Origin of the sequence: Streptomyces millisiae (assembly GCF_031845425.1) — a bacterium.
GTDB lineage: Bacteria > Actinomycetota > Actinomycetes > Streptomycetales > Streptomycetaceae > Streptomyces > Streptomyces millisiae.
Genome location: NZ_JAVREM010000003.1, coordinates 355,237 through 380,410, shown reverse-complemented (window position 1 = coordinate 380,410; position 25,174 = coordinate 355,237). Strand labels below are relative to the sequence as shown.

27 protein-coding genes and 1 pseudogene are annotated in these 25,174 nt (G+C 72.2%); 9 read left to right on the top strand and 19 right to left on the bottom strand.

The window, feature by feature from the left end; all coding sequences use genetic code 11:
- Positions 1 to 267: 267 nt before the first annotated feature.
- The 5 genes from RNC47_RS05765 to RNC47_RS05745 form a co-directional block, all read right to left on the bottom strand.
- The gene (locus tag RNC47_RS05765) at positions 268 to 1,014 is read right to left on the bottom strand and encodes a phosphotransferase family protein (RefSeq protein WP_311596113.1); all 747 of its coding nucleotides are present in this window, start codon (positions 1,012 to 1,014) and stop codon (positions 268 to 270) included.
- A 478-nt stretch (positions 1,015 to 1,492) separates the two neighbouring features.
- Positions 1,493 to 2,398, bottom strand: a complete 906-nt coding sequence (locus RNC47_RS05760; RefSeq protein ID WP_311596062.1) for a carbohydrate ABC transporter permease — start codon at positions 2,396 to 2,398, stop codon at positions 1,493 to 1,495.
- Between the two features lie 32 nt (positions 2,399 to 2,430).
- Complete coding sequence (locus RNC47_RS05755; RefSeq protein ID WP_311596059.1) at positions 2,431 to 3,351, bottom strand: carbohydrate ABC transporter permease; 921 nt, start codon at positions 3,349 to 3,351, stop codon at positions 2,431 to 2,433.
- Positions 3,348 to 4,658, bottom strand: a complete 1,311-nt coding sequence (locus RNC47_RS05750; protein WP_311596057.1) for an ABC transporter substrate-binding protein — start codon at positions 4,656 to 4,658, stop codon at positions 3,348 to 3,350. The genes RNC47_RS05755 and RNC47_RS05750 overlap by 4 nt, the downstream gene beginning before the upstream one ends.
- Before the next feature lie 142 nt (positions 4,659 to 4,800).
- Entirely contained in the window at positions 4,801 to 6,987 is a 2,187-nt protein-coding gene (locus RNC47_RS05745) for a hypothetical protein (RefSeq protein ID WP_311596055.1), read from the bottom strand.
- 116 nt (positions 6,988 to 7,103) lie between these two features.
- Here RNC47_RS05745 and RNC47_RS05740 point away from each other — a divergent pair, with 116 nt between their 5' ends.
- From RNC47_RS05740 to RNC47_RS05730, 3 genes and pseudogenes are all read left to right on the top strand, one after another.
- Complete coding sequence (locus RNC47_RS05740) at positions 7,104 to 8,138, top strand: LacI family DNA-binding transcriptional regulator (RefSeq protein WP_311596054.1); 1,035 nt, start codon at positions 7,104 to 7,106, stop codon at positions 8,136 to 8,138.
- A gap of 282 nt (positions 8,139 to 8,420) precedes the next feature.
- Positions 8,421 to 9,014: an SMI1/KNR4 family protein gene (locus RNC47_RS05735; protein WP_311596052.1), complete on the top strand. Its 594-nt coding sequence runs from the start codon at positions 8,421 to 8,423 to the stop codon at positions 9,012 to 9,014.
- Between the two features lie 62 nt (positions 9,015 to 9,076).
- A pseudogene (locus RNC47_RS05730) lies at positions 9,077 to 9,216 on the top strand (IS481 family transposase); the annotation flags it as partial.
- A gap of 192 nt (positions 9,217 to 9,408) precedes the next feature.
- Here RNC47_RS05730 and RNC47_RS05725 read toward each other — a convergent pair.
- Positions 9,409 to 9,672, bottom strand: a complete 264-nt coding sequence (locus tag RNC47_RS05725) for a GlsB/YeaQ/YmgE family stress response membrane protein (protein ID WP_311596051.1) — start codon at positions 9,670 to 9,672, stop codon at positions 9,409 to 9,411.
- Between the two features lie 343 nt (positions 9,673 to 10,015).
- On the opposite strand from RNC47_RS05725, the gene RNC47_RS05720 reads away from it, so the two are divergent.
- Positions 10,016 to 10,360 (top strand): hypothetical protein, encoded by a 345-nt coding sequence (locus RNC47_RS05720; RefSeq protein WP_311596049.1) that lies wholly within the window; start codon positions 10,016 to 10,018, stop codon positions 10,358 to 10,360.
- 51 nt (positions 10,361 to 10,411) lie between these two features.
- Here RNC47_RS05720 and RNC47_RS05715 read toward each other — a convergent pair whose 3' ends face one another.
- Positions 10,412 to 10,687 (bottom strand): hypothetical protein, encoded by a 276-nt coding sequence (locus RNC47_RS05715; RefSeq protein WP_311596047.1) that lies wholly within the window; start codon positions 10,685 to 10,687, stop codon positions 10,412 to 10,414.
- Between the two features lie 134 nt (positions 10,688 to 10,821).
- On the bottom strand, positions 10,822 to 11,814 hold the full coding sequence (locus tag RNC47_RS05710; RefSeq protein WP_311596046.1) for an extracellular catalytic domain type 1 short-chain-length polyhydroxyalkanoate depolymerase: 993 nt from the start codon (positions 11,812 to 11,814) through the stop codon (positions 10,822 to 10,824).
- A 188-nt stretch (positions 11,815 to 12,002) separates the two neighbouring features.
- Between RNC47_RS05710 and RNC47_RS05705 the strand changes: the two genes are divergently transcribed.
- Entirely contained in the window at positions 12,003 to 12,293 is a 291-nt protein-coding gene (locus RNC47_RS05705; protein WP_311596045.1) for a hypothetical protein, read from the top strand.
- Between the two features lie 274 nt (positions 12,294 to 12,567).
- Positions 12,568 to 14,286, top strand: coding sequence for a SpoIIE family protein phosphatase (locus RNC47_RS05700; protein ID WP_311596044.1), 1,719 nt, complete (start codon positions 12,568 to 12,570; stop codon positions 14,284 to 14,286).
- A 10-nt stretch (positions 14,287 to 14,296) separates the two neighbouring features.
- Here RNC47_RS05700 and RNC47_RS05695 read toward each other — a convergent pair whose 3' ends face one another.
- The 11 genes from RNC47_RS05695 to RNC47_RS05645 form a co-directional block, all read right to left on the bottom strand.
- The gene (locus tag RNC47_RS05695; protein WP_311596111.1) at positions 14,297 to 14,932 is read right to left on the bottom strand and encodes an acyl-CoA thioester hydrolase/BAAT C-terminal domain-containing protein; all 636 of its coding nucleotides are present in this window, start codon (positions 14,930 to 14,932) and stop codon (positions 14,297 to 14,299) included.
- Between the two features lie 301 nt (positions 14,933 to 15,233).
- Positions 15,234 to 15,959, bottom strand: coding sequence for a polysaccharide deacetylase family protein (locus RNC47_RS05690; RefSeq protein ID WP_311596043.1), 726 nt, complete (start codon positions 15,957 to 15,959; stop codon positions 15,234 to 15,236).
- 257 nt (positions 15,960 to 16,216) lie between these two features.
- Positions 16,217 to 16,519 carry a gas vesicle protein K gene (locus tag RNC47_RS05685; protein WP_311596041.1) on the bottom strand — a complete coding sequence of 101 codons (303 nt, stop codon included), beginning with the start codon at positions 16,517 to 16,519 and terminating at the stop codon, positions 16,217 to 16,219.
- Positions 16,516 to 16,689 carry a gas vesicle protein gene (locus tag RNC47_RS05680; protein ID WP_311596039.1) on the bottom strand — a complete coding sequence of 58 codons (174 nt, stop codon included), beginning with the start codon at positions 16,687 to 16,689 and terminating at the stop codon, positions 16,516 to 16,518. The genes RNC47_RS05685 and RNC47_RS05680 overlap by 4 nt, the downstream gene beginning before the upstream one ends.
- The gene (locus tag RNC47_RS05675; RefSeq protein WP_311596037.1) at positions 16,682 to 17,515 is read right to left on the bottom strand and encodes a GvpL/GvpF family gas vesicle protein; all 834 of its coding nucleotides are present in this window, start codon (positions 17,513 to 17,515) and stop codon (positions 16,682 to 16,684) included. The genes RNC47_RS05680 and RNC47_RS05675 overlap by 8 nt, the downstream gene beginning before the upstream one ends.
- Positions 17,512 to 17,832, bottom strand: a complete 321-nt coding sequence (locus RNC47_RS05670) for a gas vesicle protein (protein WP_311596032.1) — start codon at positions 17,830 to 17,832, stop codon at positions 17,512 to 17,514. Before RNC47_RS05670 ends, RNC47_RS05675 begins: the two co-directional genes overlap by 4 nt.
- Positions 17,829 to 18,077: a gas vesicle protein GvpG gene (locus RNC47_RS05665; RefSeq protein WP_394814713.1), complete on the bottom strand. Its 249-nt coding sequence runs from the start codon at positions 18,075 to 18,077 to the stop codon at positions 17,829 to 17,831. The genes RNC47_RS05670 and RNC47_RS05665 overlap by 4 nt, the downstream gene beginning before the upstream one ends.
- Positions 18,074 to 18,820, bottom strand: coding sequence for a GvpL/GvpF family gas vesicle protein (locus tag RNC47_RS05660; protein WP_311596030.1), 747 nt, complete (start codon positions 18,818 to 18,820; stop codon positions 18,074 to 18,076). Before RNC47_RS05660 ends, RNC47_RS05665 begins: the two co-directional genes overlap by 4 nt.
- Positions 18,817 to 19,266, bottom strand: coding sequence for a gas vesicle structural protein GvpA (locus RNC47_RS05655; RefSeq protein WP_311596028.1), 450 nt, complete (start codon positions 19,264 to 19,266; stop codon positions 18,817 to 18,819). Before RNC47_RS05655 ends, RNC47_RS05660 begins: the two co-directional genes overlap by 4 nt.
- Positions 19,267 to 19,306: 40 nt before the next feature.
- Entirely contained in the window at positions 19,307 to 19,600 is a 294-nt protein-coding gene (gene gvpO / locus RNC47_RS05650; RefSeq protein ID WP_311596027.1) for a gas vesicle protein GvpO, read from the bottom strand.
- Between the two features lie 172 nt (positions 19,601 to 19,772).
- A complete protein-coding gene (locus RNC47_RS05645; RefSeq protein WP_311596026.1) occupies positions 19,773 to 20,366 on the bottom strand; it encodes a lytic polysaccharide monooxygenase auxiliary activity family 9 protein in 594 nt (197 codons plus the stop codon).
- A 251-nt stretch (positions 20,367 to 20,617) separates the two neighbouring features.
- Between RNC47_RS05645 and RNC47_RS05640 the strand changes: the two genes are divergently transcribed.
- The 3 genes from RNC47_RS05640 (at position 20,618) to RNC47_RS05630 (ending at position 24,910) form a co-directional block, all read left to right on the top strand.
- On the top strand, positions 20,618 to 21,430 hold the full coding sequence (locus RNC47_RS05640) for an SDR family oxidoreductase (RefSeq protein WP_311596025.1): 813 nt from the start codon (positions 20,618 to 20,620) through the stop codon (positions 21,428 to 21,430).
- An 89-nt stretch (positions 21,431 to 21,519) separates the two neighbouring features.
- Positions 21,520 to 22,920, top strand: a complete 1,401-nt coding sequence (locus RNC47_RS05635) for an MFS transporter (protein WP_311596024.1) — start codon at positions 21,520 to 21,522, stop codon at positions 22,918 to 22,920.
- 46 nt (positions 22,921 to 22,966) lie between these two features.
- A complete protein-coding gene (locus RNC47_RS05630; protein ID WP_394814712.1) occupies positions 22,967 to 24,910 on the top strand; it encodes a helix-turn-helix domain-containing protein in 1,944 nt (647 codons plus the stop codon).
- Positions 24,911 to 25,174: the final 264 nt, after the last annotated feature.

Below are 25,174 nucleotides of genomic sequence, written 5' to 3'. Positions count from 1 at the left end.
AGGTCCTGGAGGAGGATCAGGTCGACGCCGGTCAGGTCGACGCGCACGGCTCCGGCCTCGCGGGCGGGTCCGCGACGCGCTCGACCAGGGGCGCGCCCAACCAACTGTCGTGCCAGCCCCAGGCCAGTGCACCGGTGCTTCGCACCTGTCTCTCACGGACTCACGGGAACGCCCCCGATCGAGTGAGAGTAAGGGCGGGCGATCGCCCCGGGGGATGGCCCGCTCAATGCGTCAGAACGCATACGTGGTACTCGGGCCCGCGCTGCCTCACATCCGGGATCTCAACACGTCGACCTCACAGCCCGGCGCGAACGGGTCGAAGCCCTGCTCGATCAGCGGGCGAACTATCAGGAGGCTTCGCAAGGACCACCACGCGTGGATCACGTCGAGGTCGATGTCTGTGTCATAGCCGGCGATGACGTCGTCGAGGTGCTCCTCGTGTCCGAGCGTGAAGGTGGCGAGGTCGTACAGGGCATCACCCTGGCCCGCCTCGGACCAGTCGATGATGCCCGTGACCTCGTCGCCGTCGAGGAAGACGTGCGCGATCTGCAGGTCGCCGTGGGTGAACGTCGGAGTCCACGGCCGGAGCGCGGCCTCGGCGACCTGGCGGTTGCGGGTGACCAGGTCGGCGGGCAGGACACCGTTCGTCACGAGCAGTTCACACTCGTCGTCGAGTTCCGCCGCCAGCGCGACGATGCTCCGTCCCGCCCGGCCCGGCCGGGGCGGCAGCGGCGCGTCGTGCAGCTTCCGGATGGCGGCGCCCGCCGCGGCCCACGCCGCCGGCGACCCGGTCGACGGCCCGCCGAGGCGCCCAAGCGTCGTCCCCGGGAGTGCGGCGGTCGCGAGCACGTGCGGCTTGCGCCACAGGACCTCCGGGGTCGGGACCGGCGCGAGGGACATCGCCTCGACCTCGATGTCGATGCGCGCCTGATCGGCGTCCACCTTCAAGAACATGTCACCGACGCGCAGAGTCGCGCGCTCGGAATGGGCGACGACGACTTTGACCTCATCCATGGGCGACCAGTATCCCGGGGTGATCGCCAACGTCACCGGGTTTATCGCGTTCGATTGCGCGGCTGACCGCGTCCCGCTACCCGACCGCCTCGTGCGCCTTCGGCAGACGGCAAAGCGTGGATTCCCTCCCGGACTGATGTCAAAGGACAACACCTGCCTGTCCAGCCCGCCGCATAGCACAAATTTCCAGTGAGCGTGACCGGTGCGGTGTCGGACGGCGTCGATGTCCGGGGTGGTGACGCGGACGCCGTCTGGGCCGACGTGCAGCCAGGTGTCGCGATGGATGCCCGCGCCGGTGTACCAGCGGGAGTCCCGGTGGGTCGCGCTCGCGGCCGATCATTGCGTCGTGCGGCAGCGTCACCGGCTCAAACGGAGCGGTCGGGCCGGCCGGTTCGGCGAAGGGGCTGACCTTCGGGCGGACCTGCCAGTCGTCGTTGAACGAGGTGCGGATCACGCTGTCTCCTTGGCGTGAGGCGGCTTACTTGATGGCACCGGCGCCGACCCCCTTGACGATGTGCCGTTGGGCGAGGAGGTAGAAGACGACGACCGGCACGATCGAGATCACGGTCGCCGCGAGCAGGATCTGCTGTTGTGGCGTCTCGGCGGAGACGAAGCTCGTCAGGCCGCGTTGGATCGGCATGAGGGAGTTGTCGTGGAAGATGACCAGGGCCATCAGGTACTCGTTCCAGGCCGCGAACCCCTGGATCACCGCCACGGCGGCCAGTCCCGGCCTGGCCAGCGGGAGGATGACGCTCACGAAGATCCTCAGCCGCGACGCCCCGTCGATGGCGGCGGCCTCCTCCAGGGCCTTCGGCTGGCTCACGAAGAAGCTCCGCATGATGAGCGTCGCCATGGGGATCCCCGAGGTGATGAGGATGAGCACGTAGCCGAGACGGCTGTTGGTCAGGCCGAACTCGATGAGCAGCTTGTACTGGGAGAGGAACATCGCCGGCGCCGGGATGATCATCACGGCGAGGATGACGACGGTGAAGACGCCCTTGCCCCAGAACTCCAGCCGTGCCAGCGCGTAGCCGGCCAGGCTGGAGACCGTGAGGATGCCGAGGACCGCCGTCCCCGTGTAGAGAATGCTGTTGAGCAGGTACGTTCCCAGCTCACCATCTACCCACGCCGTGACGTAGTTGCCCCACTGGGGCTCGCTCGGTATGAAGTTCTCGCCGCCCAGCAGTTCGTCGAGGCTCTGCAGCGAGCCCGACAGCATCCACAGCAGCGGGAAGACCGAGAAGATCGCCGCGAGGCCGAGCAGACCGTACAGGCCGACGCGGTCGGCGCGGACGCGAGGACGACGGGGTGGCTCCTCGCGGGGGGAGACGTCTCCGGGGACGCGCGCCACGCGCCCGCCCGGTCCGGCCTCCTCGGCAGACATCACCATGTCCTTCTCAGCTTTCTTGGTGGTCCTCATGCCCGTGACCGCCGCGCGGAGATGGCCAGCTGGATGAGGGAGAGGATGACGAGCGTCCCGCCGAAGATCACCGACATCGCCGCGGCGGTGCCGTAGCGGAAGTTGGTGAACGCCTCCCCGTAGATGAGGAGCGTGGGCACCATCGTGTGGTCGCCGGGGCCGCCGTTGGTGAGCACCTGCACGGTGCCGAAGATCTGTAGGGCGGCCAGCAGGGTGAGCAGGCTGACGATCGCGGTGACCGGGGCCAGCTGGGGCCAGGTGATGTACCGGAACTTGGCCCAGCCGCCCGCGCCGTCGAGGTCGGCGGCCTCGTACAGCTCCCTGGGGATGTCCTGCAGTCCCGCGAGGAAGAGGAGGAAGCCGAAGCCCCAGTGGAACCAGATGAAGACGGCGGCGACGGACGGCAGGGCGACGGAGGGGTCGCCGAGCCAGTTCTGCTGGAGGGATTCGAGCCCGACCAGTTCCAGCGCGTGGTTCAGCACGCCCGAGCCCGGATTGAACAGGGAGGAGAAGATCAGCCCGACGACGACGACCGACAGCACGCCGGGCAGGTAGAAGACGGTTCGGAAGAAGACACGTCCGCGGGTGATCCGGTTGACGGCCGTGGCCATCGCCAGGGCGACGCCGTTGCCGATGAAGAAGCCCGCCGCGGCGAAGACCGCCACGTTCCGCATCGAGTCCCAGAACGCGTCGTAGTGGAGGACGAACTCGTAGTTGTCCAGGCCGACGAACGGGGTGTCCGCGCTGAGGCCGTCCCAGCTCTGGAAGCTGAGCAGGATGGACTGGCCGAACGGCACGATCGTGAAGACGCCGATGAAGGCGACGGCGGGGGCGAGGAACAGCCACCCCAGTAGGTGTCGACGAACAGCGTGCCCCCGGCGGGGACGCCGCGCGAGGGGCGTGGTGGTGGATGTCATGAGACGCGCTCCTGGGTGGCCTGGAGGTCGGCCAGGACCTCGTCCACCGTGAGCTCGCCGAGCACGAGGCTCTGCGTGTCACGGACGATGGCGGTGTAGACGTCCGTGCTGGGGGTGGTCGGCAACACCTGCATGGTGTCGGTGGCCGAGGCGTAGCCGGCGAGCTGACGGGGCAGTTCGCCGGCCAGGAGCTCCGGGTTGGTGGGCAGGATGCGGGCGTCCTCGGCGAACACCCGCTGTTGCTCGGGCTCCGTCAGCCACCGCACGAAGGCCAGGGCCTCGTCGACATGGTCACCCCTCGGGTTGATGACCGCGCCCTTCCCGCCGAGGCCCAGCGCCCGTGGTTCGAGGGTGCCGTTCGTCGCCGCCGGGACCGGCAGCGAGATGTAGTCGTCGTAGTCCGGCGCGGAGCGCAGGCCCACGGAGACTCCCGGCGAGGCGTCGAAGATCGCGCCCACCTCGTGCGTGTTGAAGAACGCGGTCTCGACCGTCGGATTGTCGCCCAGGCCGCCGGGGAGCGAGCCGTTGGATATGACGCCGGCGTCGCTCAGGTCGACCAGCAGTTGGAAGGCGTTGCGCCAGCCGTCCGACTCCCAGCTCGCCTCGCCCTCGAAGGTCGCGGCGATCTCCTCGTCCGTCAGCCAGTTGGAGGCGTAGCTCTGGACCAGTTGCGGCGTCAGCGAGGACGCGACTGAGAAGTTGCCGCCGCCCGAGGCGGCGAGCGCGTCGATGAAGGCGTCGGTCGTCGCGGGCGGCGCCGCCGGGTCTATGCCTGTCGTCGCGGGGTCGACGAGGAACCCATAGGACTGGATCTCCCAGTGCGCGGTGTAGACGCCCGCCGGCACGTCGAGGTTGTTGCCCTCGGGGAAGGTCGACATCTCGATGACCGCCGGTGCGAAGTTCTCACCCCATTCCCCTTCGAGCTCCGAGCTGAGGTCCAGCGCCCAGCCGGCCCGGTAGAACGGGGCCATGTTGGTCGCGTTGAAGGCCGAGTAGACGTCGGGCATCGAGTCGGACTGCGCCATGGCCATCAGCTTCGTCAGATAGTCGGACGGCCCTGGAGTCTCGACGGTGACACGGATGCCCGTCTCCGTCGAGTACCGCTCGGCGAGTTGGGTGAGCACCGCCTCCTGGCCGCGCGACTGGTTCAGGAAGGTCAGCTCGATCCGACCGCCCGCGCCGGGGTCCTCCCCGCCCGCGCACCCCTGGAGCAGAAGCGACGACGCCATCGCGAGGGCCCCGGCGATCACCACGGAGCGGGGCCGGTCGGCGCGGCTGGGGGGACGTGGACGCCGTCTTCTACGCATGGGACCTCACCTTTGAAAGCCACCGGGGGTTCGATCGGCCTGACGGTAGGTGGCACGCGTCACACTGTCAATGGCAATCGAATGCCAAAGCCTGAATACCTGGCTCAGAGGAGGTGTAGACCTCCTCCGCGACCATGGTTGGTCAATCGGTTGCAGCGCTGCGCGAGCCGCGTGGGAAGGCGCTGAACCCCTCCGCCGTCATCCGCCATCCGGAGGGCAGTCGGGCGCCGGCGGCCACCGCGTCGGCGAGGTGCGCGACGGCGGCCAGCAGTCCGCCGTTCGCCGGGAGGTACAGGGTGAGGAAGCCGGGCATCTGGGGGTTGTGCCCGTTGGGCAGGAAGACGTTCTTGGGCGACGGCAGCAGCAGCGCGTCCAGGGCGCGACCGAGGTCTCCCAGTCGGGCCGCGGTCATGGCCATGACCGGGTAGTCCCAGCCCCAGCTGGACTGCAGGTCCCAGCCGCGCCAGACCTCGTCGAGGGTGGCGGCCATCACGTCGGCGTCGATGACCTCTGTGTCGGGCAACCACCCGAGCGCCATCAGCATCGACGGGTGGTCCTTGCGGATGAGGAGGGGCGGCGTCGCCAGGGCCGCGTACGTCCCGTCGGGCATGAGGGCGGGGCGTCGCATGTTCCCGGCCACCCGCTCCCATTCCGCGCGGACGGGCAGCCCGAGCCGTTTCCGCCACTGGTTCGCGATCCGCAGCGCCCACGTCCAGTAGGCGAGTTCGAAGGTCGGGTCGGCGTTGGTCGCCCGGTCGACGAGGTAGCTCTCCTGCGCCGGGATGAGCGGCGGCGGCAGGACGAACTCACCGTCCCGCTCCTCGGCGAAGTCGGCCATGAAGTCGGCGGTGGCCTCCACGAGCGGGTAGTGCTCCGCGAGGAACGCGTCCGGCCGGCCCTCGCGGCGCAGCAGTTCGAGCAGGTGGATCAGGTGCGGCTGCTGCCAGATCAGGAACACGCCGATGAGGCTCGGCGACTCCCGGGCCGAGGGATCGGTCTGCTTGGGCCAACGCGCCCCGCGGTACCCCTGCCGGCGCGCCGTCTCCCGGGCCGCCCCCAGGGCGCCGTGGTACCAGGCGAGACTGCGTTCCAGCAGGTGGCCGCGGCCCCACATCGGGAAGTGCGCCGCGTGCCACCAGTGCATCTCCAGGTGGAACTTGCCGGTCCAGGTGTTGTACGTCAGCCCGGTCTCGGCCGGCGGCGTCGCCCCGGCGCAGTTGACCGCCGTCAGGTACTGCGACAGCACCACGCGACGCTCCAGCTCCGCCGCCGCCTCGTCGACGCTGCCCTCGAAGCTCACCACGGCGCCCGTGGTCCAGTAGTGCCGCCACCACTCCTCGGACGCGCGCAGCACGGCCGGGAAGGCGGCCGTCCCCTCGCCGCCCGCCGGTTCGGGGGCCGACGGCGCGAGGGTGACGACGAGTTCGAGCGCGCCCGCGTCCGTCGAGGCCGTGACGCGTGCCCCGCCGTCCCGTGCCGAGAGCACGCCGGTGGAGACGACGTCCACGACGTACGCCGACGACTCGACCACGCGGTGCGCGCGCCCCCGTCCTGGCCCGAGGTCGTGCCACCGCACGCGCTCGTCGAGCGGCAGCTCGAACCAGGCGAGATCGTCCGGTTGGGGGTCGAAGACCCAGGAGACCGCGAGCCCTCGCGCGAGCAGCGGCGACACCACCCGCACGGCGAAGCGGTGGGCGACGGGATCGGCGACGGTGGTCACCTCGACCGGCTCGCCGTCGATCCGGTAGCCGGAACGCACCACCCCCGACCACAGGTCGAGCTCGGCGCGCGGCCGTTCCAGCCGCTCGGGATGCCCGAGCGCCGGACCTCCCGGCAGCGCGTCCAGCGCGAGTCGCCCCAGGTGCGCCCGCCGCGGGTTGTAGGTGAACCACGCACCGGGCTCGAGCTCTTCGGGGATGGGGTCGGCGGCTCGAAGCAGGCCCATCCGGTCGAGGTACGGCACCGGCCCGCGGGCTGTGGGGTACTCGGTAACCGCCTCCTCCAGCGCGTACTCCCGCCGGCCGCGGGTGCGGTACCAGCCCCAACTCGACTGCGTGCGCAGCGGTATCTGGAAGTCGTCGCGATCGAACGGCCGCCGCCGCTGCTCGGGGAGCCCACCACGGCCGTCGCTGACCACCCGCCGCGGGTCCGGTCGCAGCTCGTGGAAGTTCGGGAAGGTCTGCAGGCCGGACACGTCGACCGTCATGGCGAGGTCGCCGTTGCCCACGGTGAGGGTGTCGACCGGGTGGGGAGCCGACAGCACGGGGTTGTGCCGACGAACGAGACGACGCCGGTCAACGGTCAGCTGTGTGCGATGCCCACCAGTCATGGGCAGCTCCTTCGGCGCATGCGCCCCATTGCATCCGCCCCGGAGAGTCATGTCAATCGGTTGCCAACGAGAGGGGGTGTGCCACAATACTGGCCGTTCATCGCCGAAGGAGACCCGTGACCGACCCGCCCGACGCCCGCTCGCCCGGCGCATCCGGCAACCGGAAGCCGCCGGCGACCATCTACGACATCGCGCGCACGGCGGGCGTGAGCCCGTCCACGGTCTCGCGGGCGCTCAACAAGCCCGGCCGCATCAACGCCAGGACGGAGCGGCGCATCCGGGACGTCGCCGAGGAACTCGGGTACCGCCGCAACCCCATGGCCGGCGCGTTGCCGACCGGGCGCACGGGCACCATCGGGCTGATCGTCTCCGACGTCACCAACCCGGTCTACTTCGACCTCATCCACGGCGCGGAGCGGGTGATCGCCAGCGAGGGCCACACGCTCGTGCTGGCGGACGCGCAGGAGTCGCCCGACACCGAGTCGGAGACGGCCGAGCGGCTGCTGCTGTCCGTCGACGGCCTGCTCCTGGTCGGCTCCCGACTCGACGACGCCCGCATCCTGGAGCTCGCGGAGCACAAACCGCTGGTCCTCGTGAACCGCTCGGTGCCCGGACTCCCGGGGATCGTCCCCGACCCGCTGCCGGGGATCCGGAAGGCGCTGGACCACCTCGCCTCACTCGGGCACCGATCGATCGCCTTCCTGTCCGGCCCGGCCACGTCCTGGATGAGCGGGGTCCGCTGGGAGACCCTGCTCGACGAGGCGCTACGACGCGACATCGGGATCGTCGAGATCGGTCCAGGCATACCGACCCTGGAAGGCGGACGGCAGAGCCTCAGGCGCGTGCGCGCAGCCAGAGTCACCGCGGTCGTCGCCTACAACGACCTGATGGCCATCGGCCTTCTGCAGGCCGCCAAGGCCGCCGATGTCGACGTGCCCGAGGACCTGAGCATCATCGGCTTCGACGACATCTTCGGCTCCAGCCTCACCACCCCTACGATCACCACCATCCGAAGCCCACTCGACCGGGTCGGCGAAACCGCCATCCGCCGACTGATCGCCGAACTCGACGAGGACGATCACAGCGCGGACGTCACGCTGTTCACGGAGTTCATCGAGCGGGAGTCGACCGCGCCGCCCAGGGCCCGTTGACGAAGACGGCACTCGGCGGCGCCGTGTCCACGCCGCGGCCGTCTCGAGATCGATCGCGGGCGGACTGTACGGCCCACCGGTGAGGGGTGCACCCAGCCGCGCGCCCAACCAACTGTCGATGCCAGCCCCAGCCCTCTCTCCGGTAGTCCGCTGGCTGGGACCGCTTCGGGACCACGCCCGCTGCGCGTCCCCACTCGACCAGGCGTTTCAAGCACGTCATACCGTGCGAGACAAGGCGCCCGACGTGGCGGACAGCGTGAGCCCCGGTGAAAGATCTTCCGCATGATGATGCGACCTCCCCGGCGAGGCATAGTCCCTGTTGTGCCCCCCGTCTCGACGTCCTGGCGCCGCATCGACGCCTGGTTGTCCCGATACGCGCCGAAGGCTCTGGGGGAACTCAGGCCTCCGGCTTCGTGGCGGTCCCTCCAGGAGGCCGAGTCACGCTTGGGATTCCCCCTTCCTACGGATCTCCGGGAGTCGCTGCGGTGCCACGACGGAGATGGGTCCTTGCTGGGCGTGCTTCCCTGCCGGAGGCTGTACTCGGTGTCGGAGATCATCGAGGTCCGCGAGACGCGGATGGAGATATGGGAACCAGACGATCCGGACCAGGCGGAAGCGCCCTGGTGGGGAACGAAGTGGGTCCCCATCTCCGGAAGTCACGGAGACGACCACTTCATCGATGCCGGGGAAGGGATGTGGCAGAACCATCTCGGCGACGCTGTCCACGACGACCAGGCGTGCTTTCTGGGCTGGCCCAGCCTGGGCTCATGGCTCCATGAGGTGGCGGAAGCCATGGAGCATCACAACCAGTCCTGGTTCGGCGCGGTGACCAGTCCCAAGATCAACGGCAACGGAGACATCGACTGGTGGAACTGAGTCCCGGCCCATTGACCGGGTGGTCACCGCGCGGGCGGGGCCCGCTCTCGCCGAATGGGCCCTACGCACGGCCCTACACCAGCGACGCAGAACGCACCGCGGCCCTGACGGTCTTCCTCCACACCTACAACCACCACCGCTGCCACATCGCACTCGAAGGCCACCTTCCACAAGCCGCGTCAACAACGCTGCGGGTCAACACCCAGTCGATGGTGATGGCCGCGTCGGTCGAGGCGCCCATCGCGGAGTACTCCGGGCGATCGATGGGCGACTGCTCGTGGGCTGTCCCGCGTTGTCGCGCGCGAGACGGGATGAAGGGGGCCCAACGGAAAACGACTGGCCGCCGCGCCCGCGCTGGGCGGGCGCGGCGGCGGCAGACCGGGGTCGGGTGGCGTCAGACCTTCGTCTTGGCCCGTTGCACGGCGCTGACGCCGACCGCGGCCAGGGCGATCTGGATCAGCAGTTCTATCCAGTCGAGACCCTCCGTGTCGCCCACGCCGAGCGCCTGGGCGACGGCCGTTCCGATGAGGGCCGCCACGATGCCGACCAGCAGCGTCCAGAGAATCCCGATGCCCTGCCGGCCTGGGAGGACGAGCCGGGCGAGGAATCCGATCACGACGCCGACGACGATCGCGCTGATGATTCCGGAGATCTCCATCGTTCAGCCTTTCTGACGGAACTGGACCGCCGTCGGGTGCCCCAGGGGACGGCGGTCCAGTCCTCGCCGGACGTACCGGTTCTCCGGCGACGGCCTACCGAGCCGCTCGCGGACGGGGGACCGCGCCCCGGCCCGGGTCTCGGGATCGATTTCAGGGGCCGGCACTCACCCGTGATGCGTGCTCCGAGCCCGCGGCGTCTACGACAACGGCGCCGGCTCGACACTTGCGGCGCTCGTGGAGTGGGGTACTCCGAGCGGGAGATGCCGCCGTCATCCTCGCGACGGAGTCGGATCATCTCCCTGGTGTGACGCCCACCTGTGGCGGTCTGGTCATGCTGAAGCAGTGAACGTGACAGAGCCCGAACTGCCCGTCCCCGCCTGGGCCCACCGCGTGGCCCACGCCGTCCCGCGCGTGGCGCTCCCCGTGTGCCTGTGGCGCCTACCGGTCATCGGCCACGGCATGGGCCGAGCCGCTCTCGCCGCCCATCCCGTGGGCCACATCGCCTACGTCATCACGCTCAGCGTTCTCTCCGAAATCGCGGCACTCCTCGGCTTCGGCCTGGTGCGCCCCTGGGGTGAGCGGGTCCCCGCATGGGTCCCGCGGCTTGCCGGCAAGCGCGTCCCGCCCGCCGTCGAGCACGTCACCGCAGCGGCGTCTGGTGTGAGACCCGCGCCACGGCACGCGTGAGCCGGTTGTCGGCCGGCGTCGCCCGGTGCGGCCGGCCGGGATGGGGCGAGTTCAGTCGCAGTCGCCCGACGAGCCCCCGGAGGAACTCCCGTACGAGCCGCCCGTGCGGCCGCGGGAGCCCGAGCCACGGCCGCCGCCGCCGGAGCCGCCCGAGGTGCGCTCCGGGGCCGCGGCCACCTGGATGTCGCCGTCGTCCGGGACCGCCGCCGCGTCGCAGTCACGATTCCCGCACGCGCCGGCGGTCAACGCCAGCACGACCGTGAGCAGAACGGCTCCTCGTATCGCCCCGTGCCGGAGGGAAAGGGACCTGGCGACGGTTGTGGACATGGTGAGTTGACCTATCGTTCAGTGGCGTCGACCACCCCGGCTGCGGTGGCGCTCGGATGCCATCGGAGACGGTGCCGGGCAGGGTCCGGTTCCGTTCGCGCGTCGGGGGCACGGCAGTCGTCCCCGTCGACCCGTCAATCCGTCAGGCCCCAGTCCGAGGCGATGTGGTAGCAGGAGCACAGGCTGGTGAGGAAGTACGCCCCCGCGTTGCCGCACTGTTGGGCCCCGTCGCCCGGTGCGACCGGCGTGCCGTGACCGTTGCCCGGCGTCAGATAGCCGATCACGGGCGGGGCGCCCGCCCCCGTGTCGTACACCGAGCGGGTGGTGCCGGCGGGCAACTGCGAGGTGGTGTCCGGCTGTTGGTCGCCGCCGAGGACGTTCGTCCACTGCTTGACGGACTCTGCCAGGTTGGCGGTGGCCACCGTGTGGTCGGCGCCGCCGTGCCACAGCGACACCGCGGGACGCCGTCCGGTGTAGCCCGGGTATGCCGCGCGCACCCGGTCGCCCCAGGTCCGCGCCGTCTCGGCGCGGCCGGGGTACATGCACGAGAACGCGCCCAGCATCCCGCTCGCGCAGCCGTGCGGGACGCCCGCGATCACCGCGCCGCCCGCGAACACGTCGGGGTAGGCGGCCAGCAGCGAGGCCGTCATGGCGCCGCCGGCCGAGAGCCCGGTGACGTACACCCGGTCCGGGTCCGCGGCCAGCGAGCCGAGGGTGTGGTCGACCATCTGCCGGATCGACAGCGCCTCCCCGCCGCCGCGGGCCACGTCGCCCGGCTCGAACCAGTTGAAGCAGCGGCTGAGGTTGTTGGCCGACTGCTGCTCGGCCACCACCAGCGCGAACCCGTCCGCGTCGGCGAACTTCCGCCAGCCCGCGTTGTCGGCGTACTCCTGGGCGCGCTGCCCGCAGCCGTGCAGCAGCACCACGACCGGGCTGCCGGCGGCCAGGCCGGCCGGCACGTAGCGGTACATCACCAGGTTGCCGGGGTTGGATCCGAAGGACGTGACGCGCTCCAGCGGCACGGCGGCCCTGACTGGGCCGGCCACGGCCAGGACGGAGATCAGGCTCAACACGAGGGCGGTCAGCAGGGTGGTCGCCCGGCGGGGGAAGGACGCGGTTCTGGGCACGGTGGATCCCTTCCGGCACCGCGACCGTCCGGCCCGGCGCCGCTCGTCTCCTGGGTTCGCCTGAGCGCACCGTAGGACCGGCGTGGGCAACCGGATACGAGAGCCGCCGCCATGCCGGGGAGCCGGACTGTGTGCCCCGGTCACATTGGCGGCGTTTCAACCGACCGCCAGGGGCAATACGAAATGACATGTCCGCTTATAAGGTACGTTCCGGTCCCGCGGCGAAGGCCATCGCCGTCGTCGCGGACGTCGCCGCGCTCATCATCGGCCTGTGGATCCTGATGTACCTGCTGGACGCCAACCCGGGCAACGATCTGGTCGGCCTGGTCAGAGACCTGTCGCGGTGGTTGGCCGGCTGGTCCCACGACCTGTTCACCTTCGACGAGGAGTGGGCGCGGGTGGTGTGCGGCTATGGTCTCGCGGCCGTGGTCTACCTGTTCGTCGGCCATCTGGTGGCGTCCCGGGTACGTCGTCTGTAGGGGAGCGCGGCGCCTCGGGCGGTCGGGTGCGCGTCGCCGGGAGCGGCGGTATCCGGCCGCTCCGACGTGTCCTGGCTCGGCCGGGCGCACGGGTGCCCGGGGGGGCGAGATTGCTCTCCGCCATGGCGCTGACCTCACCGGGTATGGTTCCCGACAGCGGTGACCACCGCCTGTCTGCCCGTTCAGGCGGGAGGCAGGAAGGAGTTGCCGACGGTTCCTCCCGGGCACCGGGGCCCGGGCTTCGACCGGAGCGATGTGGAGACGAGGAGCCGCCATGGCGAGCAGTTCGAACGCACCGGCGGCGGCATACGGCCGACCGGGGCCGGGCGAGGCGCTGGAGCAGGTGAGCGTCGGCGTGTTCGCCGTCGACGACGCCGGGCGCATCGTCTGGGCCAACGCCTGGGCGCTGGAACTGCTGGCGCGTTCCGCCGACGAGATCGTCGGTCAGGACGCCCACGATCTGCTGCACCGTGACTCCCGGGGACGTCCGCTCACCCGGGACACTTGCGCGCGGACCAGGGAACTGCTGTCACAGCGCGCGCAGACCGACCGGGCCTGGTTCCCGCGGGGCGACGGCACCCTGTTGTCCGTGCGGTGGTTCTCCCTCCCCTACGAGCCCAACGATCAGGGCATGACCGCGCTGATCGCCTTCCATCCCACCGAGCCCACCGAGCATCCGGAGGATGACGCCGCACGGCCGGCCACCCACTCGGCCCGTGCCCTGTCGGAGCGGGAACGGCTGGCCCTGCTGGCCGACACCACCGCCCAGCTGATCAACAACCTCGACGTGCGGGAGTCCCTGCGCCGGGTGGTGGAGCTGATACTCCCCCGGCTCGCGGACTGGGCCGTCATCGACCTGATCACCGAGGCCAACGAGGTCACCCGGTCCCTGGTCGTCCGGGCCCGGGCCGGCGGCCTGGAAGTGCACGAGGAGTTGCAGGGGCCCATGCCGCCGGTGCCCGAGACCTCCACCATGCCCCTGTCCAAGGCCCTGCGCGGCGCGGCGTCCACGGTCACCGGTCCTGAGACCTACGAGGGTCCGCCCGACAGCGGCATCGCGGTGGTGCAGCGCAGGCTGTTCAAGGCGACGGGCATCCAGACCGCGGCCATCGCCCCGGTTCGCGGGCCCCGCGAAGTGCTCGGCGCCCTCACCCTGGGCCGCACCAGTCGCGACGAGGCGTTCACCACCGGCGACCTGGGCCTGCTGGAGGACATAGCCCGACGCATCGGCATCGCGCTGGAGAACGCGCGCCACTACCAGCGCCAGCGCCAGGTGGCCGAGACCATGCAGCGCTATCTGCTGCCCCAACTCCCCGACCTGGCGGGGGTGGAGATGACGACGCGCTACCTGTCCGCCCCTGACGCCTCGCACGTCGGCGGCGACTGGTACGACGCCTTCACCCTCCCCTGCGGCGACACCGCGCTGGTCATCGGCGACGTCGTCGGCCACGACCTGGAGGCGGCGGCCGGCATGGCCCAGCTGCGCAACATGCTGCGCGCCTTCGCGTGGTCCCAGGACCAGCCCCCGCACCGCATCGTGGAGACCCTGGACGAGGCCATGGGACACATCACCGATGTCCGCATGGCGACCCTGATCCTGGCCCGCCTGACCGCCGAGGCCACCGGCCGTTGGACGCTGCGTTGGGCCAGCGCCGGCCACCCGCCCCCGCTGCTCGTCGACCACGAGGGCGTGACCCGCTACCTCGAGGAGGGCAACGGGATCCTCCTGGGTACCGCCTCCGCCCGGCCCCGCCACGACGCGCACGTCGACCTGCCGCCCGGCTCGACGCTGGTGTTCTACACCGACGGCCTGATCGAGACCCGTCGGCAGCCCCTGGACGCCGGTCTCGAGCGCCTGCGCCGGCACGCCGCCTCGCTGGCCCGCCGCCCGCTGGACTCCTTCGCCGACCAGCTGCTGGAGCGCAGCCGCCCGACCGACAACGACGACGACGTCGCCCTGCTCACCGTCCGCATCCCGCGCGCCACCGCGTGAGGACGGGGCGTCAGGAGCCCGACCCGGGCGTCCGGTCGCCGCGGACGGCCGCCAGCACGTGCGGCCAGGCGGCCGCCCCCAGCGCGGCGTCGGCGTGCGCGGTGCCGCCGTGGGCGAAGCGTGGGGACGGGGGCGGCACGGCCTCGCCGGGGAAGATGATCCGGTGGCCGGCGTCGGCCCGGGTGACGAGCACCGCCTCGCGCCCGGCCGAGGCGCGGCGGGCCGCGAGTTCCCGGGCGAAGCGCAGTGACGGCCACATCCGGTCGGCGCCGCCCGCGACCAGCACCAGGTCGACGCCGGGGCCCGCCACGGGGATGGCGGCCGCGCGCAGCAGGTCGGCGTGGGTCGCGAGGCTGGTCTCGTACCAGCCGAGCACGGCGACCGGCGATCCCTCGGGTTCCGTCGGCGTCCAGGAGTCGTCGTAGGGGACGAAGGGCAGTGGCCGTCCCCGCCAGGTCCAGCTGGAGCGGTACGGGCGTTCCCGGCCGTCGCGGCCAGGACCCACGTTGGCCCAGGTGACGGAGGTGGGGGCGAGCGCGATCACGGCGTCGGCGCACTCCGCGAGGGCGGACACGAGCAACGCCGCCTCGGCGCCCTTGGAGGCGCCCAGGATGCTGACGCGTCCGGCGCCGCGGTCCCGTAGCAGTGCCGTCGCCTCGACGAAGGTCTCCAGCGGGACCTCGCAGATGCCGGGAGGCTGCCCGGGGGCCGCCGAACCACCGGACGGAGACCGCGGTCACCCCCGCACGGGCGAGGAGCCGACACCGCTCGCGCTCGATCCGCCCACTCAACCCGGAAAGCACCAGGACGCCCGCGCCCCCACGGCTCGCGGCGGGTGCGGCGACGAAGCCCCGCCACGCGTCGGTCAGTTCGTGCTCGACGATCTCGGCGGCCATGCCGTCAACTTACTCACAGGGGTCCTGCGTACCGCGAGCCGGGGCCGCCGGCTAGGGCGCGGTGACGACCGGTCGGAGGTCGGTGCCGCCGATGATCCGGCCCGGGCAGAGGCCGCGGCTCGACAGGCCGGAGAGGATCTGCGGGACGGCGTTGACGGTGGTCTGGTAGCCGTCGTGCATGAGGATGATGTCGCCGTTCCGCAGGGTGGACGCGGCCTGGACGATCTGGGCGGTGCTCGCGCCCGCCCAGTCCCTGGAGTCCACGTTCCACAGCACCTCCGCCGTGATGCCCTGCTGCCGCGCGATGTCCCGCACCTGGGTGTTGGTCTCGCCGTACGGCGGCCGGAACAGCGTCGGGGTCTGTCCGGTGGCCTGTCGCAGCAGGGTCTGGGTCCGGGAGATCTCGTCCTGGACGGCGGCCTGCCCGAGCTGGGTGAGGTGCGGATGGGTCCAGGTGTGGTTCCCGATCCACATGCCGGCCGCGACCGTCGACTGCAGCAGACTCGGGTTCTGCTGCGCCCGCTGGCCCCAGATGAAGAAGGTGGCCCGGGCGCCGCCGGCGCGCAGGGCGTTGAGCAGCGCCGGCGTCGTGGCCGTGCTCGGTCCGTCGTCGAAGGTGAGGCCGACGTAGCCGTTGGCGCAGGCGGCCCGCGGGCCGATCCCCTCGGCGGAGGACGGCGGCGCGGAGAGCACGGAGGCCGCCACGGCCGCGGCGACGACGGTGAGCAGCGCGGGCCGGCCGGGCCGGCCCTTCCGGCGTTCGGCGCGGACGGGCATCAGGGATGTCAAGAACGTCGCGGACCTGTGGCGCCTGTGAGTGAGGCCGAACATGTTCCCTCCTCCGGGTTCGCGGCACGTCACGCCCGGCGGCGACGGCACACGCCCTCACCGCTCCGGGTATCCGCACCGTGTCACGGGCCCGGGGCGGTGATAAGCCGACGGCTGTCGGAACCGACCACCCGCCGTGCCGACAACCGTTCGCCGCGTGGCCGGCGCCGTGCGGCGAACGGTCTCACTCGACGCGGGGGCCGGGCTCATCGGTCGGGCGGGGGTGGGGTGGCCTCCGAGGGCAACAGGGTGCCGAGCGGGCCCAGGTCCAGGTTGAGGTCCTCGACGGTCAGCCCGAAGCGGGTGCGGAGTTCGGCCATCCGCCGTTCGAGCAGCATCAGGGTCAGGCCGATCCGTTCCTCCTGGTCCTCGGTGAGGTCTCCGTCGTCCACGCGGCGCAGGGCCTGGCGTTCCATGAGCTGGCGCAGGAGTTCGACGACCGTGAGGACCAGCCGCATCAGATCGCGTTCCACCGTGTCGTGGTCCAGTGCGACGCGGCCGGCGCTCACCGTGGCCGCCCGGCCGTCGTCGTGGAGCTGATCAGGGCGTTGAGGTCGACGCGCACCAGGTCGACGTCGGCGATCGCCAGCGTGAGGTGCCCGGTGAGCACCACGCCGCCCGCCAGCAGTCGGTCCAGGAGGTCCACCAGCGCGACCTGACGTGCCGCCGGCTCAGTCACCGGACGTGCTCCCTTCCGCGTCGGCGGTGGCGCCGGCCGCCGCCGCGCCGAACGAGTACGGCGCCCAGGGGCCCGACAGGGTGAGGCGGTGCGCGGTGAGGCGGCCGGCCAACCGTCCGGCGAGGGCGGAGAACTCCCGCTCCCGCTCGCGCGGGACCAGGTAGGCGGAGTTGAGCACGTTCTGTCCCGGCTCGCCGGAGAGGCGCGGGTCCTGCGGCGGGTGCAGCCTGGCCCTTTCGGCGGCCGCGGTGAGCGTCTCGTGCACCTCGCGGGCCGCCTCCGCGGCGTTCCTGGCGGCCTCCTCGGCGGCCCGGGCGTCCTCCCAGCGTCGGCGCAGATAGTCGCGGCCCGAGGCGGGCGGGTTCGTGGCCGCACTGTCCGAAGGGGTGGCGCAGGAGGGTTCGGCGTACATCTTGACGCCCCACTCCGCGCATCCGTCGAGGCGCTCGATGGCCGCTTCGAGGCCGGCCCGGTTGCCGGTCAGCAGCCGGCGCACCCCGGCCGGGTCGCGGCAGACCGTGGCCAGCCGCATCGGCAGCACGCAGCCCGTGGACAGCAGCCCGTCCACCACGCGTTGGTGGCCCCTGGCCGTCCGTTCGAGCCAGCCCAGGTCCTCGAGGTGGGCCCGCAGCGGTTCCTCGGCGAAGTCCGCGGCGCGCACCGGGCTGGCCACGGCGGCGAGCGCGCCGTCCCGCAGCGCGTGGACCGGGGCGCCGTCGAGTCCGCGCAGTTCCTCGCGCACGGAGTCCGCGCCCCGGGCCCGGGTGACCGCGTACACGTACCAGAGTTGGTCCCGCTCCGTGTCGTCGTGCGTGTCGTCTCTCACGGTGTCCGCTCCCGCTCCTCGAGCGCCGCGACGCGTTGCCGCAACCGCTCGTTCTCGTCGGCGAGTCCACGTGACCCGGCGCCGGAGGAGAGGGCGGGGTCGTGTTCCCACCAGTCAATGCCCATCTCCCTGGCCCGCTCCACGGACGCCACCAGCAGCCGGATTTTGATCGTCAGCAGTTCGATGTCGAGGAGGTTGATCCGGATGTCCCCGGCGATCACCACGCCCTTGTCCAGCACCCGTTCGAGGATGTCGGCGAGGTTGGCTCCGCCCCGGGTCTCCAGGGCGCCGTAGGGTCCGGTCGCCGGGGTGCTCATGGCCGGCCCCCGGTCGGCGGCGCGTGGTCGAGTCGGTCGAGGAGTTCCTCCTCGCGGCGCTCGAACTCGCTCAGGTCGATCTCTCCGCCGACGAGGCGCTCCTCGAGTTCCGCGAGCTCGTGTTGGATCACCGCCGGGTCGTAGTAGCGCCGTTCCGCCTCCCGCACGACCTGCTCGACCACCCAGCCGGCGCCGCGGGCCGGGGCGATCGGCAGGAGCAGGAGTTCGCGCAGCAGTCCGATCATCCCGCCGCCTCCGCGTGCTGGGCGGGCGGGGTGCGGACGAAGCTGTACGGCGGCAGCGGCCCCGTGACCCTGAGTTCGAGCTGGGGGTTGCCCTCGCGCTGGGCCTCGACGGCCGCGAGGAAGGCGGCGGCCTCGTCGTGGGCGACCAGCAGCGACAGGTTCAGGAACCGGTCGGCGGCCTCCGCTCCCCGGTGCACACGCGTGGCGTGTGGGGCGAGGGCCTCCGCCACCGCCGTGGCGTCCTGCTCCCGGCGCCGGTGCACGCCCTCGGCCAGCAGCTGGCCCAGCAGGAGCCGGTCCCGGTGGGCGCCGCGACGCTTTCTGGTCGCCTCGTTCAGCTCGCGGATACGGGGGTCCTCGGCGAGCAGGGAGCGCAGCACCACCTCCTCGCGGTGGGCGGCCTTCACGTTGTACTCGGCCCGTCCGACGACGGTTTCCAGCTGTTCGAGGAAGAGGTCGGCGTGCTCCGCCAGGGTGTCGCGCACCGCGTCGTCGTCGGGGCAGACGCTGCCGAAGCGCAGCGGGAGCACGGGCCCGGCCGCGGACACCGTGGTCAGCACCCGCTGGTGGGCGAACAGGTCGCGCCGTCGCGGCCGCGTCCCCGCGGGGCACTCGCTGACGACCGCGGCCAACTCGCCCTCGCGCACCAGCCGTACCGCGCGGGGCGGGTCGCCGACGCCCGTGGTGCCCTCCGGGAGTTCGGCCGGTCCGGCCGGCGTGACGGCGTAGACGTAGCTGGTCATTCGGCGGCCTCCTTCTCGCGGCGCGTGCCGGTCGTGGTGCGGCGGCCCTTCCGTGGTTCCTTCTCGGTGTCGCCGGACGCGGCGGAGTCGGAGCCGGAGCGGAAGGCGTCGGCTATGGACTCCGCGGCGCCCGCGATCGCCCCCTTGGACTTGCCCCGGGCGCCGGACTCCGTCATCGAGCCGACGAGTTCCGGGACGCCCGGTTCCTTGCTGGCGCCCGACTCGAGGTCGAGCCGGTTGCACGCCTCGGCGAAGCGCAGATAGGTGTCCACGCTGGCGACCACGACCCGCACGTCGATCTTGAGTATCTCGATGCCGACCAGTGAGACGCGCACGAACGCGTCGATCACCAGCCCGCGGTCGAGGATCAGTTCCAGGACGTCGTACAGCCCGCTGTTCCGCGGGCCCGCGGCCGTCGAGGGTGCCGCCGGTGCGACTGTCGTCATGGGGTTCTTCCTCCTGCCGGCTCTCCGGGGCGGTCCGTCCTCACCGTGGGTCGGGCCGCCCGCGTTCGTAGCGGCGGACGCGGCGGTAGCCGGTGATCCCGCCCCGCTCGTCGACCGTGACCTCGTAGCTGGCCATGAGGCTCATCGAGTCGGGAACGCGGGCGAGTTCGGTCACCTCCGCCTCGAGCACCCAGCCGTCCCGGGTGCGTTCCAGGCGGGTCACCGCCTCGGCGCGCAACCCGGTCAGGCCGGCGAACTCCGCGCCCGCCGCGCGGAGCACGTCGACTGCCGTGCCCACGCTGCTGGTCTGCTCTTCCTCTGCTTTCTCAGCCATGGCGCACGACGGGTTCCTTGCGCGGAGCGTCCCCAAACCTCGGGTAATCGCCGGCCGGTCGCGCGGATCCGGGCGGGGGCCGCGGTGCCGCACACGTGTCGGCCCGGCGGCGGGTGGTTCGACGTCGTGTCGTGGCGCCCGCCGCCGGGCCGGCCGGGGGTGTGGCGTCCGGTCAGAACTCCACGTCGGAGCAGGCGTAGAACGCGTTGGCCGTGTCGTGGACGTTCCAGACCGCCACGATCAGGTGGCGACCGGACTTGCCGGCCGGCAGGGTCGCCTGGTGGTTCTCCGTGGCGCCGGGTTGGGCGCCGTTCATCGGGACCGTGAGGAACGGCCGGGGTTCGAGGTCGGCGCGGGTGAGCGGGCGGGTGGGGTCGTAGTCGTCGTCGGTGATGAAGTACTGGAAGTCGGTGGTGCGGTGGGCGGCGGTGAACCGCCAGCTGAAGGTGTGCTGTTGGCCGGCGGCCAGTCGGGTGGCGGGCCAGGTGCCGCCGCGCGGGTCGTCGAGTTCGGCGAACCGCTGGTTGCCGCCCGAGCAGATGGTGCCGTCGGCCGGGCCGAGTTGCGGGAAGCCCTTGGGGCCCTCCACGCTCTGCGGCTCCCAGACGATCGAGCCGCAGTCGCTCACCGCGCCCTGGGCGCAGAACGACTGACGGCTGGTCGGGGTGGTGGGGTATCCGTGGGCCTCGGCCGTGCCGGCGGTGGCGACGACCGAGACCGCGGCGAGGGCGGCCCCGATGGCCGCCGTGCCGATCCTGCTGCGCATGCTTCGCTCCCGGAGGGTTGTGGGGGGTGAGCGCTCCGTGGGGGATGCCGTGCCGTGGTCCAGACCAACTTCGACGCTACTGCCGACCAATAGGCATGTCCATACCAATGACGGGGAGGCTCACCGCGCCGGCGGCGGAGTGCGCCGCGCGGCCGCGGCGGCGGCCTATAGCGGCAACAACCACCACGGCCGGTCGAAGAGTGGTGCCCGCCACCATGGGGGGCGGCCGCCGCCGTTCCTACTGTGCCGCCATGGACAGCAACCCCAGCAGCGACACGCACGCGTCGCCCGCCGGAGGCGCCGGCACCGTTCCCGACGTCCCCTTCCTCACCGGGCGCACCGCGCTGGTGACCGGGGCCGCCGGCGGGATCGGCCGGTCCTGCGCGCTCGCCCTGGCCGCCGCCGGGGCCCACGTCCTCGTGGTGGACCGGGCGGCGGCGGCCACCCGGGCGACGGCCGAGGAGATCGGCGGCACCGCCTGCGTGGTCGACCTGGCGGACCCCGACGCGGTGGACTCGCTCCCCACCGACGCCGACATCGTGGTCAACAACGCGGGGCTCCAACACGTCGCGCCGCTCCACGAGTTCCCGCCCGACACCTTCGCCCTCCTGCTGCGGGTGATGGTGGAGGCGCCGTTCCGGATCCTCCGGCGCACCCTCCCCCACATGTACGCGCGCGGCTGGGGCCGGGTCGTCAACATCTCCTCCGTGCACGGGCTGCGCGCCAGCCCCTACAAGGCGGCCTACGTCACCGCCAAGCACGCCCTGGAAGGGCTGAGCAAGGTCACCGCGCTGGAGGGCGCCCCGCACGGCGTCACCAGCAACTGCGTCAACCCCGCCTTCGTGCGCACCCCGTTGGCCGAGGAACAGATCGCCGACCAGGCGCGCGCCCACGGCATGCCGGCCGAGGACGTGGTCCGCCGCGTGATGCTGGAGCGCCCCGCGATCAAGCGCCTGATCGAGCCGGAGGAGGTCGCCCGGGCCGTGCTGTGGCTGTGCGGCCCGCACACCGGCTACCTCACCGGCGCCTCGCTGCCGCTCGACGGCGGCTGGACCGCCCACTGATAGCGGGCCGGCGCCCGCCGGCACCCAGCCCCCAGAACTCCCCCGTCCCCAGCCCCAGTTCTCAGTCCCCAGCTACGGAAGTGGTGTCCATGGCCGCCCCGACCACCGCCAAGCCCGCTCCCGACAAGCTCCGCCGCGTCGTCGCCGCGAGCCTGATCGGCACCACCATCGAGTGGTACGACTACTTCCTCTACGGTTCCGCCGCCGCGCTGGTCTTCGGCGACGTGTTCTTCCCCGAGTCCGACCCGCTCACCGGCACCCTCCTGTCGTTCCTCACCTACGCCGTCGGCTTCGCCGCCCGCCCGCTCGGCGCCCTCGTCTTCGGCCACTACGGCGACCGCGTGGGCCGCAAGAAGCTGCTGGTGATCAGCCTGCTGCTGATGGGCTGCGCCACCACGCTGATCGGCTGCGTGCCCGGCTACGCCACCATCGGCGTCGCCGCGCCGATCCTGCTGACCGCGCTGCGCCTGGTCCAGGGCTTCGCGCTCGGCGGCGAGTGGGGTGGGGCGGTGCTGCTGGTGTCGGAGCACGGGGACGCCAGGCGCCGTGGCTTCTGGGCCTCCTGGCCGCAGGGCGGCGCGCCCGCGGGCAACCTGATCGCCGTCGGCGTCCTGTCGCTGACGACCACCCTCCTCAGCGACGCCGCCTTCGAGTCCTGGGGCTGGCGGGTGCCGTTCCTGCTGTCGGCCGTGCTGGTGCTGGTCGGCCTGTGGATCAGGATCTCGGTCGACGAGTCGCCCGTCTTCCAGGCCGCGCTGGCCAGCGCCGAACGGCGCAGGGCGGCGGAGCGCGCCGCCGGGCGGGGCGAGCAGCCGCCGCTGGTGGCCGTCGTCCGGCAGTCGTGGCGGGACATCCTGGTGGCCATGGGGGCCCGGATGGCGGAGAACATCTCCTACTACGTCATCACCACCTTCGTCCTCGTCTACTGCGTCGACCACCTCGACCTGAGCCAGCAGACCGCCCTCAACGCCGTGCTGATCGGCTCCGCCGTCCAGTTCTGCCTGATCCCGCTCTTCGGGGCGCTGTCGGACCGGGTGGGCCGCCGGCCGGTGTACCTGATGGGGGCGGTCGGCACCGGCCTGTGGGCCTGGGTGTTCTTCACGCTGCTCGACACCAGGTCGTTCCCGGCGCTGCTGCTCGCGGTCACCGTGGGCCTGGTGTTCCACAGCGCCATGTACGCCCCGCAGGCCGCCTTCTTCTCCGAGCTGTTCGCGACCCGGATGCGGTACTCGGGCGCCTCGATCGGCGCCCAGTTCGCCTCGGTGGCCGCCGGCGCGCCGGCACCGCTGATCGCGACGGCGCTGCTGCAGTCCACCGGGGGCTCGGGCGCCATCTCGCTGTACGTGTCGGCCGCCGCCGTCCTCACGGTGCTCGCGCTGCTCGCGGCCCGCGAGACCCGCGGGCGCGACCTGGCCGAGGTGGGGGCGGAACCCGGCACGGAGGATCCGGCGGCCGCCGCGGTGACGACGAGGGCCCGCACGACCTCCTGACCCAAGGCCCGGCACCTGCCATGATGGCTGCCCCATGACTGGTCAGATGACGTCGACCGCCCAGCACCTGCGCAGGCTGTTCGACCTGCTGACCGAGGACGCCCCGGCCGAGCACTTCGGCGCCGTCGCCACCGAGGCCCGCCTCGGTGGCGTCCCGGCGCACGAGCTCGCGGAGATCGAACGCGCCACCGCCGCCGCCCTGCGCATCCGGCGCGCCCTGCGGCAGCACCGGCGGCGGGAGGCCGAACTCACCGCGCTGTTCGACACCGCGAGCGACCTCGCCGCGCTGCGCGACCTCGACGCCGTCCTCAACTCGATCGTCCGCAGGGCCAGAAGCCTCCTCGGCACGGACACCGCCTACCTCACCCTGCACGACGAGGAGGCCGGCGACACCTACATGCGGGTGACCGACGGCTCGGTCTCGCCGCTCTTCCAGAACCTCAGACTCGGCCTCGGCGAGGGCCTGGGCGGCCTGGTCGCCCAGACCGCCACCCCCTACGCGACGCCCGAGTACCGCAGCGACGAACGCTTCCTGCACACCCGCGCCATCGACGCCGGCGTCTCGGACGAGGGCCTGGTCGCGATCCTCGGGGTGCCGCTGCTGCTGGGCACCGGCGACGGCCGCGACGGCAAGGTCATCGGGGTGCTGATGGCCGCGGACCGGACGCCGCGCACCTTCGCGCCCGAGGAGGTGGCGCTGCTGTGCTCGCTCGCCGCCCACGCCGCCATCGCCATCGACACCGCCCGGGCGCTGGCCGACACCAGGGCGGCGCTCGCCGAACTCGCCGAGGCCAACGCCGTCATCCGCGCGCACTCCGCCGCCATGCAGCGGGCGGAGGAGGCCCACGACCGGCTGACCGACCTGGTGCTGCGCGGTGGCGAGCTGTCCGAGGTCGCCACCGCCGTCGCCGGGCTGCTCGACGGCGCGATCACCATCCACGACGCCGACGGCCGGGCGCTGACGGCCGTGCGCCGCGGCGGCGACCCGTTCGGCGACCGGCCGGACGCGGCCGAACTCGCCGAGGCCGTCGCCGACTCGCACGCCAGCGGCCGGGCCGTGCACCGGCGGGACCGCTGGATCTGCGCCGCGCTCGCCGGCCAGGAGCTCCTCGGCAGCCTGGTGCTGCACGGCTGCCCCCGGCTGACCGACGCCGAGCGCCGACTGTTCGAACGGGCCGGCATGGTGACGGCGCTGCTCCTGCTGCTGCGCAGATCCGTCGCGGAGGCCGAGAACCGGATCAGGGGCGAGCTGATCACCGACCTGCTGACCGCGCCCGACCGCGATCCGGCCGGCCTGGTGGAGCGCGGCCGGCGGCTCGGCGTCGACCTGGAACGACCGCACCTGGTGCTGGTCGCCGAGACCACGGCCACCGCCCGCGAGCGGCTGGTCGCCGCCGCCCGGCAGTACCTGTTCGGCAGCGACAGCGTCAGCGCCGAACACGCCACCGCCACCGTGCTGTTGGTCCCCCACCGGGACGCCGGCCCGGGCGGGGCCGCCAGGACCGCCGCGGCGCAGCTGACCCAGCTGCTCGGGGCGCCGGTCACCGTCGGCGCCGCCGGTCCCGCGGCCGGGCCGGCCGGGCTGTACGCCGCCCACGCCGAGGCCGTCCGCTGCCTGCGGGCCCTCGCGGTCCTCGGCCGGGCCGGCGACGGGGCCTGCGCCGCGGAGCTCGGCTTCCTCGGCGTGCTCCTGGGCGACGGTCGGGACGTCCACGGCTATGTCACCGCCACCCTCGGGCCGCTGCTCGAGTACGACGCCAGGCGCGGCACCGAACTGGTCCGCACCCTCCAGGTCTACTTCGGCTGCGGGCGCAGCCTCACCCGCGCGAAGGACCGGCTCCACGTCCACATCAACACCGTCGTCCAGCGGCTGGACCGCGTCCAGGTGCTTCTGGGCCGGGACTGGAACAGCCCGGAGCGCGAACTGGAGCTCCAACTCGCGCTCCGGCTCCACCTGCTCGCCGGGGACCCGCCGGACGACCGCGGCTGACGCCGCCCCGGCCGCGCACACCGCCCCGAGATTGCCATGATCATGTCGTCTGATCCCTTGTCAGCCCGACGGCCCCACCCTATCCTCCCCAACCAGAAAGCGCTTTCCCAGGCGTTCGGCGAACGAGGACCGTCGGACGCCCTGCCACCGCTTGACACGTGAGCCGCCACCGATCCGCCACCGATCCGGCGTGGGACCTCTCCCCCACGGTGTCGACACGACATGGGCCGCCGGAACCGAGGCAGGCGTGGAAGCGCTGTCATC